Genomic DNA, 10,472 nt, shown 5'->3' with positions numbered 1-10,472 from the left:
AGACCCTTGTCAGGATCGCGCCTCACCGCCGTGGTCCCCCCGGCCGGGCTACGCCCGACCTACGGGACCACGGCGGCGATTCTCATCCTGATCGCCGGGCCGTTCTCATCCTGATTGCCGCGCAGCACCGCCAGCTCATCCATGTACAGGGCGACGTTGGCGGCGCAGGCGGGTAGGGGCCCAACGCCTTTCTGGCCGGCCCAGGCGGTAAAGGCGGCTGAGGCTTTGCGCAGGGCCCGCTCCGTCTACAAAGCGAGAGCACCGCGCGCAGCCTTGGCATGCTCCTCCAGCCACGCCACCACCGCGGGCGCCAGGGCAGAGGAGGTAACGGCAGGAAGGGTGGTGCTCATTCCGGCCCTTCGTTGGGCTGCTTCTCTCGGATAGCCCCGCGGTAACGCTCCTTCATCTCCTCAGCCCTCTTCTCCACGAGGGTGTTGCCCGCGAAGGGAGCAGCCAGGGCGTCAATGGCTCCTTCCATCAGCCACGGCCCTCTCGACGCTGGCAAGATTATCGGGATCAAAGGTTAGCTCCATCGACCAGCTCTCCAGGGCGGCGGTGAAGGTCGCCAACTCGGCTGGAAGGTCGAGCGCCATGTCTCAGCCCCCATCATGCGTAGTTGTCATTACCAAGCCTGATCGGGGAACAAAGGACCGGGGACAAGGATGATCTGAACAAACGGGCGGAAATGTTCCAAGGTGCGAAGGATGTAACCCCGCTGTGGCCCTATTCGGCGCGATACTTGCCAGTCATGGCAGCCTCGCACCGCGAGCCTGGGCGTGACCCAAAATAATTAGGCGAGGCAGCGATCATGAGCTCCATTTTCAAGATCTTCGATCCTCTTTGGGCACTGATCGGCCGCAACACGTTCCTCAGCGCCGGGGTGCTCGCGGTGGCCTTTATGGCGGCTGCGCTTCTTCACCGGCCCTTCCTTACTTTGCTTCTGGGTATGGCAGCCTGTGTCATCGTGATGCTGAAGTCTGAGAGGATGCTGCATCTCAAGGCTGGCTACACGGAGCCGCCGCACGTGCATATTGGTCCCCCGAGCACCTAACCGCGCTACTGCCCGTAGACGGCGGAACAGCCTGCAGGGGCCGGTTACAGTAACCCCTCCAGTGTCCGATAATCCCTTATTGTCGGACACTGAACATGAACCGCCCCGGGTTTGCCGGAGGCTGATTGACCTGGGTTACGCCGCCAGAGTGGGCTCGTTCAACCCGGCGTAGTAGCGTCCTCTGCTTCGGCCGGTGGCATGTTGCCGATTGGTTCAAGGAGGCGGCGGTGGTTGAACCAGTCGACCCAGCCGAGGGTGGCGAACTCGACGGCTTCCATGCTGCGCCAGGGCCCCCGGCGCCGAATCACCTCGGTTTTGAACAGGCCGATGACGGTCTCGGCGAGGGCGTAATCATAGCTGTCGCCGACGCTGCCGACTGAAAGCTCAAGGCCGCTGGACGGCATTGGCAAGTTGTTTAATGAGAGGGTGAGTTCAGCCGCGTAGGACGACCGTGGCCGCGTCAGGAGGCAGCCAGGGCGCACGTCTCCTGGCGCCATATCCGGAAGCCCTTCATCCGGGCGCGCCGGTACTCGACAGCCGTCATCAGGTGCCGGCGTGGACGAAAATGACCATGGATCATGCTGTGGGCTGAGAGGAAGCGCTGGGCCTGCTCGGCTGACGCGAAGCGCTGCATCTGGCGCTCTCGACGGTGGGTGGGCCGATGCGAGTTCTCCGCCCGGTTGTTCAAGTGCCGGCTGCTCGAATGCCGCACCTCGGGCAGGAGCTCGCGTCTCGCCACGCCGTAGCTCTTCAGCCCGTCAGTGACCAGCCGGCGGGGCTTATACTTGAGACCGGCAAGCAGGCGCCTGAAGAACCGCTTCGCTGCACTTCCGTTCCGCCGATCCTGAACGAGGATGTCCAGCACCACGCCGTGCTGGTCCACCGCGCGCCAGAGGTAATGCAGCACACCGCTGATGCGCAGGAACACCTCATCGAGGTGCCAGGTGTCGCCCGGCTTCGGCCGACGCCGCCGCAGCTTTGCCGCGAGCCCCGCACCGAACTTGCGGCACCAGTGCCGGATGCTCTCAGGCATGACGGTGGTGCCCCGCTCGGCCAGGATCAGCTCCACTTCCCGCAGGCTCAGGCTGACCACATGACAGAGCCACACGGCATGACAGATGACCTCAGCCGGAAAGCGGTATCCAGGGTAGGTGGCGGGGTCTGGCGTCATTCCATCAGACTGCCCCGGCTCAGTCATTCCGGCCACTGCGCGCTAACCTGCCAATGCCTAACAGACGCGAGGGCGAAAGTGCCTACGGAGTTCGTCGTAACTGCGACAGAAGCGCTCTGCCAAGTCGGCCACCAGCGTCGTCCCCAGCCAGGTCACCACGGAGCTCTGGCACGAGCGCATCGGGAACCCCACCGATGCCGATGCTGTGCTCTACCGGACGGTGCATGGCGCTTACCGCCTCGAATCAAGAGAGGAGAGCATGCGAAAGCTGAGAGCCGCCACAACCAGGCTTAAGGAGGATGCCGCCCGGTGGACCAATCCACCCGCTCGTGAACCGCACCGCCATCCGGCTGGGATCGTCCGAATGCCCCGCTGGCTTCGCTCGGTTCAGGTGGCTGGGTTCAGTCGGAAGCGTCGGCTCGTCATTACGAGAATACGCGAGAAGACGGGCTGCAGCAGTCTCAGGGTGCAGCAGCGTCAACCTAATCCCGGTCGGTCGTGAAGTGCCCGGCAGGTTCATCGTCGGGCCGGAGGGCATCCTGCAGTTCCCTCTCTACCTGCGTGAGACGACCACGTGCTTCAGCGCTGAGCCACCGGTCGCGCAGTCGCGCCTGGAGTGCGCCCAGGTAGGCGTGACCGCGCACAGGTAGCGTCGTTGCCTGTCCTGTCTCGATATAGCGCCGGATCGCGTCCGGCAGCTCGTCCATCATCTCGGAAACCCATTATGCGGTTCTTGAAAGCTTACATAAGGCACGCGACGCATCGTCCAGCAGTTACTTCCGAAGGCTGGTACGCCTTGCTCTGCCGGAACACGCCGCAGGTCATCGGACGAGAGCAGCATAGGGCCCGGGAAGTCGCTTGGCATGGCGGAAAGCTTCAGCTTTGCGGCAGTATCAATGAGGCTGCGAAACCGATCGAAGGACCGCCGGCGCATCAGGTCAGTGCAGGGCGCTGGCAGGTCGGACACTGCTTCGAGCGCCTCATCCGAGACTGCGCATACGATGCGCCGGGTTCGATCACGCACATCGAACCGCACGAGTGGTAGTTCCTGCTCACCCATTGTCGCTGGGGGCCTCAGGGGCGGACACCTCAACGGCTCGCTCCAGTCGGCTTCGTGGTCGTCCTGAGTGCGGACAGAAAGGAAGTTGCCGACGCCGCGGCCGGCTTCTTCGCCGACTTCGGCTTCCTGGGCCCCCGGCTGCTTCGCTTCTGACCTTTGGCCATCTTGCTCTCCAATCAGCTCTGAGGGACGCGGTAGATCAAGACCTGAACGTCAGGTCACATGTGCCTGATCGGGTCGGGCCGTTCTCGGAGAGGCACGCTCGGACGCGGTCGTCATCATCGGCGGTGCAGAAAGTACGTGTCGAAGCCTGCCAGAAACGGCCCGAGGCTCCTCGACGCCTATCCAGCCGCCACGCTGGGCAGTTCCTGCGGATGCACCTGTCGCAGACCTGCGGCGCCCCTTGTAAAAGGAAGAGGCTGGCCGACCCCTGCCGAGTAGAGCTGCTGACAGCCGTGGACGCCGGCAATTCTGGCATCGGGTGCGTCTCTCCTAGGAAGGCCAAATCTCTGGAATTCTCCAGATGGAGGACGACCAAGGTCCGCCGGAAGCGGGCGAAGCCAGGACGGCGCAGCCGCTGAGGCAAGAGGCCGCTGGACGAGCTATATCTCCCGGACCAGGAGCTTAACCGACCGCACTCGAAGCCACGCTTACCAGCATTTCTGACGAGGTAACAGCTGAGGCCATCGAACGGCAGGGTGACGCGAATAACGAGCCCGAGTAGTTCGCCCGCGCGCTCGGTGCCGCCGTCCTTAGCCTTCTCCGGTCGGTCCGCCCGCGGATGGACTGGATCAGCATCTCTCGGTGCGGAGGCGGCATAACCTACCTTGCCCTTGCCGCGGGTGCTCAGGGGGAGATTGGTGCCTCGCTCGCTCCGAGAGAGAAGCCGTCGGCATGAGGCATCACCTCTTGCTCGCCGCCCAGTGACAACACCGTCGCACCTATGGAAACCGCCAGGAAGGCGAGCAAGACTGCCCGTGACCAAGACATTTGAAAGCTACCAAGCGCAAACTTTGTTGATGGCGCAGCAGGTAAGTCTTGGCGCTTTGGCAGAAGAACAACCAAACGCGTGGCAATCGCATTCGCGTCTGGAAGTAGCCAAGGGCAGTTCGGCACCGTGGCAATGATCCTGGCCAGCGTGCCCACTGCGGCTGCCGTCGGCATTGCTGCCAGTTGCCCCGCCTGCTGCCAGGGATCATGGCCAAGACGCGCAAGGGTCGAGAGGACACTCAACGTCATTCCGTTTGATTCAACGCCAACCTCGGCGAACAGGAATTTGTTGAACTCCGATTCGCCGAGGGCGAATGCATCGGATTGAGACACGGTGTTACCTCGGAGGAAAGTGCAACCTCTACGTGGCTACGCGTTCCCCGCTTTGTAAGGCGCTCATTAGACGGCAGTGCTGTGGCAAGGGAAGTACCTAAGTAACTTTTTGAGAAACTATCGACGGTCGACTCTTTGGAGCAGAAGAGCGCCCGTAGTGACGTGGATCATGGCTTCGGGATACCGATGCGTTGCTCTTAGTCGCGATCCAGGCGCCACCAGCGGATTATCCAGCCGAAGGTCCTCTGCACCGCCCAGCGACGCGGGAGTATCTGGAACCCGTCCTTCGGGCCGGGCCTGCAGACAATCTCGACGAAAAATCGAGGAGCGCCGCATTATCCATCAGCTCCGTCCGGTCCCAGCCCGCATCCGCGAAGAGATGCTTCAGCCACGGCCAGCGGCGGCGCACGACCGCCAGGATTTCCTGCGCGCCAGCGCTGTTCGACACGTCGGCAGAGGTGAGGTTCACTGTCAACAATCGCCCGTCTGTGTCCACGGCGACGTGGCGCTTGCGCCCGACGACCCGCCTGCCTCCGTCACAGCCTCGCACCTCGCTAAAGGGCGCCTTGACCGTCTGGCTGTCGAGCACGCCACCAGCGGGACTTGCCTCCCGCCCGGCCGCCTCGCGGTCCAGCATCAAGGCCACGTCGTCGATGGTACGGAACAACAGGCGCCGGACGAAGCGCCGGAACCACCCGTACACTGTCTGCCAAGGCCCGAAGTGGACCAGCAGCATCCGCCAGCCTCCGGCACTCCGGGCCAGGTAGCGAGCAGCGTTCAGCACCTCGCGCAGGTCCACCGAGAGCTTGCGGCCCCGTCGCGCAGGGCGGGGCAGCAGCAGCTCGATCCGCGCCCACTCCCCGTCTGTCAGATCAGACGGGTAGCGTTTAGTCTTACGGGAAGCTTGGCCATCCGCCCACGTGTCTCTCGGGTCGACATCCCGAGCTTGAGTCACCCGGCGCGAGCCCTACCAAGCTATTCTCAAACGGGCACTAAGCGCCCCAGGCAGCTGACAGTCGTCATTTGGCCATGAGGGTTGCCCGTGAGAATGGCGATAGCATTCACCACGCATGGATGACGGGGTAAAACCTACTGCGTGCCCTGCTAGGCAGAGGTGGCATTGCTTGCGCTCCACCGTCGTCGTTCCCACCACCGGGCGTAGGTATCTCCCAACACTACGGCCTCGGCCTGCTCTGGAGCACCGCGCTACGGGCAGGCGGCCGGGAGCTTCAGTGGCGCTTCGGCCAGATGCGCGGGGTGCTGGGCAGCCGTGCTGCGGATCTGTACTTGGGCGGAAGAGAGTGGCTCGCTCGGGGTCGTCGTCAGGTCCCTGGGACGGACCTAATCATCCGGATCCTACGACGCAGAGCCCTGACAAAAGGTGGTCAGGGTAGTGCGAGAGGGAGAAGGCCTCTTGCCGCGTGCTGACGCTTCGCTCTGTTCGATGCGGAAGCGAAGCCCCACCCACGAATGCTCAATAGGTCCGGACATCTGGGGGGGGACACGGCAGATTCGCAGAAGGCGTACAGCCGTCGTTTCTGCGCCACTTTCAATATTGTTTGAGCCGGCACGAAGCAGGCCCCAGACAAGCAAAGGGGGCGCCGGGCATCCCTGTCCGCCCTTCTCGGGCCATCAAGGCTCACACTGCGGGACGAGAGCGCCTGGGCCTAGTTGGCATTCGCGCCGCTCCCCATCACACGTCGCTTGGTGGCACCCCATATGAGAATTCGCTGCATAGCCAGCAGCGTCTCAAGTCAGAGCAACCCTAAGTTAAACCTGAAAGAACCAGCACATGCCTGACGAAGCCAAGCCCGTATCCGGCGATTGGGACAAGGCCGTGGCCAGCAGCGAGCGAAGCTGGAACAAGGACCCCGGCAAGCACCGGAACGCGCCGGCGCCGTCGATCGAGGAAGCGATGGAGCGGACTGAGGAAGGCTACGGCTCCGGCAAGGAAGGCGTCGACCCCAGTTCAGACGATAGCGGAACCACACCCCTTAAACCTGCTGGGTGAGGTGCCAAGTCGCCACGCCAGGGAGCTTGCTGGCGGCACCCGCCTTGTGCGCGTTCTCGATCTCGACCACCTGGCGACGCACGGTGTCGTTGATCGTCTCCACACGCTCGGCGGCATCCGTGCGGATGACCATTTCCTCCTTCGCCCGGGGCTCCTTGGAGACCACCGCTTCCTCGGCGTTCTTGGCCGCCTCGATTGTGTGGTCCTCAAAGGTACGGTCGGCGTCCGTCAGGCGCCGATCCACGGAGCGTTGCGCCACGTCGACGCGCTCGTCGCGTAGCGACACGCTTTCTTTGACCGGCGTCTCGACCATATAGGACCTCGCACGGACCCGACCGCCCTTAGTGGTGCGCTTGCCGACGCGCAGCGTCCCCTCCGGCGATCGGAATCACCTCACTTCTGGGCGCCGTGCCCATCACCGTCCTGACGGCCGACATGGTGATGGTCGCCTGGGCCGAAAGAGGCTGGGCAGGAGGCGATGTGATAGCGCCGGCTGCCATGCCGACCTCACTACGGCGCGTGTGCAGGGTTTCGCCGACGATATCATGCATCGTTTCAGTAGGCAGCGAGACCTGCACCTTGCCAGTCTCAATAATGCGGTTGTCGATATGGCGGATCTATTCATCGATCGGGATCACCGCCTTGGCAGTTTCGGCCCGCATGGTGGTCGGAATTGCCGTGCCTGTTCCGATGTCGCTCACGTGGGTAGTCTGGCTCGACAGCGGTGTTGGAACTCCCCGGTCGTCATCGGAGCGGCCAGCAGGTCGGCCTGCGAAAGATCCGTCCAGGGCTCGGTCAAGCGGGTGCCCAATCGCTGATGCGGTGCCCTCGCCGTCGATTCCGTCCATGCCTAGCCCTTTCCTCTCCGGGAATAGGGCGGCGTGGCCCACGGGTCCCGCCGCCAGCCGCGGGGGTCAGGCCGCGGTGCACGCTGCTGAACGTCAGCAGGCCCCGGGTGCCGCGAAGTGCACCGAAGATGGAGGCGATGGAACCCAGCAGCATGATCCCGAAGATCGCGAAGATCTTCCAATAAAATGGTGGAACAAGACTATCAGCGTGTGAAACGCCTGGTTAGACCGGGGCTTGGTTTCGGCCGTTTCCATACGGCAGGACGAACACTGGCAGGCTACGAGGTGATGATGAGGAAAGGACAGCTTCCGAAGATCGACGGGCGCGACATGCGGGCCCAAGCCATCCTCGTCGCCGAGCTGTTCCAGCTTGCTGCCTGGTCCGTTGGCTATCCAGGCCATCCGCGGCCCGCCGCAAACTTTGCAACGCAGCCGTCGCCGCAGACGTGCTGAACCGCATGCTCGAGCTCGGCCGCCCAGAGTAGGTCGGCGTCGCATGAGCCCAAACCTGCATAGGGCGCAATGCGTCCATACCGGCGGTCGAGGCAACACGGCGGTAGGTTGGCACAGGGCAGTTCCTCGAGGCATGACGGACGCCCGCCATGCCTTTCAACGCCGATCGCCGGCGTCGCATCGCCATAGCGCATGGATCGGCCGTATCAGTCGGCGTGTGACGGCAGCTCTGGCGCGAAAGCTGGCAAAGCTCGTCTGCCAAAGCCACGACGAACTCCGTGCCTTTCTCCGGTTCCGTGTTTGCCGTCGCCAGCATGCCGCCGCGCGCCGTCGTCGTCTGCTTCACCTCCGTCTTGCCGCAGCGGCACTCGCCATCCCTGGAGCGGCGTAGGCGGATTTCGGCCTTCATCACGTCGTCAGGTTTGGCGCAAGCTGACAGAACCGCAAGGATGGCACGGTGATCGTCCATGATCACGTGGAGTAGCTGGCCTATGCCGCCCTGCAGGATGTGCTGAGAACTTGCGGGGGTAAAACACGGGCCGGCAGAAGACGCAGGCCTACAGGGGCGCAATACGCTCCGCGGCCGAAGGGGCAGTCGTGAACTGGAGCCCAACTTCCGTTCCGTGCGCCCAGACGCGGATGGCAGGATAGGTTGAGCCATCACTCAGCCTCAGAGTTATCCCTTCCGGAAGCACGACCGGATTGCGGAAGCTGACCCGCGCCCCCGTATCCGACATGTTCAGTACGAAGCAGTCGAGCAGTTCGCTCCCGATGATGAGATGTCCGCCTTTCAGCGCTGCCTTGCGCGGAGAACGCGCCCTCATAGCAAGCTGTTTGCTTATTGCCCGTAAGTCAGAGGTCATCGGAGCGTCCCATGCAAGCAGCCCGGCGGCAGGCACGCCACCCGTGGGCGGGGAGGGGGGCGGCCTTCAACATTTTGGCTTGTGTGCGAGCAGTCAGTCGGCAGCGGCAAGACCGGCGTCCGTACATAGTTAGCCAGAGCTTCTATGCTGTGTTTCCAGACGGCCTTGGCGGAAGTCGCATCCGTCCGCGCGAAGCACTGGCGAAAACTTATCAAGTTATAGGACTAGAGGGTACAAATCGGGAAGGTAAATATCCAAGAAGGAGAAATAAAGGAGGGTGGTGCCGTTGGCACCGGGACGCGTCCTATCCGCCTCAAGGTTGCAGCCTGATCCGCCCGCTATCCAGGGCATCTGCGGCGCGCTGCAAACTTTGCAGCGCAGCCCCCGGGGCCGCCCTCGCCCGGCATGCCCCCGCTCAACCGACGACCCGGACGACGACACGGACTGCCGAAATGCCTTATGGAAGTCGAGCTAAGGGGGCGCAGTTCGGGGCGTGAGCGGGCAAAAACACGGGACTACCGCTGCACTCTCCTTTCAGCCGGTCACGCGCTTCGCCGAACGTTCCAGAACAGCGGATTGGCACTCTTGAGCAGGCCGGTAAGGTTGGACCGAAAGGCGGTCGGCTGCGACCACTGTCCGAGAGGAATATAGGGCACCTCCTCGAAAGCGACGCCCTGCATCTCAGACGCGATGCGCTTCTGCGTCGGAAGGTCATCGGCCTTGAACCAGGCTTCCCGCAACTGTTCCAGTCGCGGCGCGGTGGGCCAGCCAGACCAAGCACGCGTTCGCCGATTATGTTTAGACAGGCGGCACGGAGTTAGAGGAGGATGCCTGGCCGGCTTTAGACCGGCCGGGAGGAACAAATGCTAGGTCGAGGTATCTTCGGAAGCCGTCAAGTGGCTCTCCCGGAGGAAGTCGCCGTCCATCTCACGGAAGATAATGAGCGGAACCTGGTCGGCGTCGTGGTGGCGCCCGGCAGTCACCGCGAACTCTCCCTCACGGGCGATCTGCCCAGCGGTCCAGGTCTCGTTCCGCGTGCCGCGACCCTGGCGATCAATGATGGGATCAGAAAGGCTCAGGCGCTTCAGGCGCCGCTCGTGATCATCGACCCTTTCGGGGTTTGGGATCCTGCCTGGGGAGAGCTGCGCTTCCACTAAGGATATTAACTGGGACGAGCTTCGGTGCTGGCGGCCGGATAAGGTGGGCCGGGCATCCGCGCCGCTTCGGGGCAGCCGGCGTTATCTCCTTGGCGGAGAACGGTGAGGGCCCGGGAGGCCGCCTTCGGAGAGGCGGATCATGACGCCCGAACAGTGTTGCGCGGCCAGGAAGCTCCTCGGCTGGCACCAGCAACGCTTGGCCCTTCAGGCTAATAGCTGTGTGTCGACGATCATCGGCTTCGAGACTGGCCAGAAACTGACCCGCGAGGCGACCATTGCTGCCATCCGCGCAGCCCTGGAGGCTGCAGGAGTCGAGCTCATCCCCGAGAACGGTGGCTGCGCCGGCGTGCGGCTGCGGAAAGTCGAGCCCGGACGGGTTCGTTAAGGCTCAGCGTTCCTCCACCAAGGGTACCCATCCGCCGACGGCCGCCTTCCCTGGCCTGGGTGCCCGCTGATCTTACTGACGTTCGTAAGAGTGTCGGTAAGGGCAGGTGGGTGGGATGGAGATCATCAGCGGGGTCGAGCGGCGTCGGCG

12 protein-coding genes and 3 pseudogenes are annotated in these 10,472 nt (G+C 63.4%); 5 read left to right on the top strand and 10 right to left on the bottom strand.

Features of this window, described 5'->3' with window-relative positions:
- Window positions 1-346 precede the first annotated feature (346 nt).
- Together ACO1BU_RS34150 and ACO1BU_RS34145 are read right to left on the bottom strand one after the other, a co-directional pair.
- Window positions 347-478: a hypothetical protein gene (locus ACO1BU_RS34150; protein WP_424140373.1), complete on the bottom strand. Its 132-nt coding sequence runs from the start codon at window positions 476-478 to the stop codon at window positions 347-349.
- Entirely contained in the window at window positions 462-593 is a 132-nt protein-coding gene (locus tag ACO1BU_RS34145) for a hypothetical protein (protein WP_424140372.1), read from the bottom strand. The genes ACO1BU_RS34150 and ACO1BU_RS34145 overlap by 17 nt, the downstream gene beginning before the upstream one ends.
- A gap of 215 nt (window positions 594-808) precedes the next feature.
- On the opposite strand from ACO1BU_RS34145, the gene ACO1BU_RS34140 reads away from it, so the two are divergent.
- Window positions 809-1,051 (top strand): hypothetical protein, encoded by a 243-nt coding sequence (locus ACO1BU_RS34140; protein WP_424140371.1) that lies wholly within the window; start codon window positions 809-811, stop codon window positions 1,049-1,051.
- A gap of 135 nt (window positions 1,052-1,186) precedes the next feature.
- On the opposite strand, the pseudogene ACO1BU_RS34135 reads toward ACO1BU_RS34140, so the two are convergent.
- The 5 genes and pseudogenes from ACO1BU_RS34135 to ACO1BU_RS34115 form a co-directional block, all read right to left on the bottom strand.
- A pseudogene (locus ACO1BU_RS34135) lies at window positions 1,187-1,443 on the bottom strand (integrase core domain-containing protein); the annotation flags it as partial.
- Window positions 1,444-1,511: 68 nt separating this feature from the next.
- The gene (locus ACO1BU_RS34130; RefSeq protein ID WP_424140370.1) at window positions 1,512-2,222 is read right to left on the bottom strand and encodes an IS6 family transposase; all 711 of its coding nucleotides are present in this window, start codon (window positions 2,220-2,222) and stop codon (window positions 1,512-1,514) included.
- 482 nt (window positions 2,223-2,704) lie between these two features.
- Complete coding sequence (locus ACO1BU_RS34125) at window positions 2,705-2,929, bottom strand: hypothetical protein (RefSeq protein ID WP_424140369.1); 225 nt, start codon at window positions 2,927-2,929, stop codon at window positions 2,705-2,707.
- Between the two features lie 1,199 nt (window positions 2,930-4,128).
- Entirely contained in the window at window positions 4,129-4,605 is a 477-nt protein-coding gene (locus tag ACO1BU_RS34120) for a hypothetical protein (protein ID WP_424140368.1), read from the bottom strand.
- Between the two features lie 117 nt (window positions 4,606-4,722).
- Window positions 4,723-5,544, bottom strand: a pseudogene (locus ACO1BU_RS34115) (IS5 family transposase).
- An 853-nt stretch (window positions 5,545-6,397) separates the two neighbouring features.
- Here ACO1BU_RS34115 and ACO1BU_RS34110 point away from each other — a divergent pair.
- Entirely contained in the window at window positions 6,398-6,616 is a 219-nt protein-coding gene (locus ACO1BU_RS34110) for a hypothetical protein (RefSeq protein ID WP_424140367.1), read from the top strand.
- On the opposite strand, the gene ACO1BU_RS34105 is transcribed toward ACO1BU_RS34110, so the two are convergent.
- Both ACO1BU_RS34105 and ACO1BU_RS34100 read right to left on the bottom strand, forming a co-directional pair.
- Window positions 6,600-6,983 (bottom strand): YsnF/AvaK domain-containing protein, encoded by a 384-nt coding sequence (locus tag ACO1BU_RS34105; RefSeq protein WP_424140374.1) that lies wholly within the window; start codon window positions 6,981-6,983, stop codon window positions 6,600-6,602. The genes ACO1BU_RS34110 and ACO1BU_RS34105 overlap by 17 nt on opposite strands.
- 250 nt (window positions 6,984-7,233) lie before the next feature.
- A complete protein-coding gene (locus ACO1BU_RS34100; protein WP_424140366.1) occupies window positions 7,234-7,464 on the bottom strand; it encodes a hypothetical protein in 231 nt (76 codons plus the stop codon).
- Between the two features lie 186 nt (window positions 7,465-7,650).
- Here ACO1BU_RS34100 and ACO1BU_RS34095 point away from each other — a divergent pair, with 186 nt between their 5' ends.
- Window positions 7,651-7,917, top strand: a complete 267-nt coding sequence (locus tag ACO1BU_RS34095; RefSeq protein WP_424140365.1) for a hypothetical protein — start codon at window positions 7,651-7,653, stop codon at window positions 7,915-7,917.
- Window positions 7,918-9,322: 1,405 nt separating this feature from the next.
- Here the strand turns inward: ACO1BU_RS34095 and ACO1BU_RS34090 are convergent.
- A pseudogene (locus tag ACO1BU_RS34090) lies at window positions 9,323-9,559 on the bottom strand (ABC transporter substrate-binding protein); the annotation flags it as partial.
- A 117-nt stretch (window positions 9,560-9,676) separates the two neighbouring features.
- On the opposite strand from ACO1BU_RS34090, the gene ACO1BU_RS34085 reads away from it, so the two are divergent.
- Complete coding sequence (locus tag ACO1BU_RS34085) at window positions 9,677-9,937, top strand: hypothetical protein (protein WP_424140364.1); 261 nt, start codon at window positions 9,677-9,679, stop codon at window positions 9,935-9,937.
- A 139-nt stretch (window positions 9,938-10,076) separates the two neighbouring features.
- Window positions 10,077-10,322, top strand: coding sequence for a transcriptional regulator (locus tag ACO1BU_RS34080; protein WP_424140363.1), 246 nt, complete (start codon window positions 10,077-10,079; stop codon window positions 10,320-10,322).
- Window positions 10,323-10,472: the final 150 nt, after the last annotated feature.

The sequence above is a fragment of the Roseomonas chloroacetimidivorans genome (genome assembly GCF_049629625.1).
Taxonomy (GTDB): domain Bacteria; phylum Pseudomonadota; class Alphaproteobacteria; order Acetobacterales; family Acetobacteraceae; genus Roseomonas; species Roseomonas chloroacetimidivorans.
This window is presented reverse-complemented; position numbering and strand designations above follow the sequence as displayed.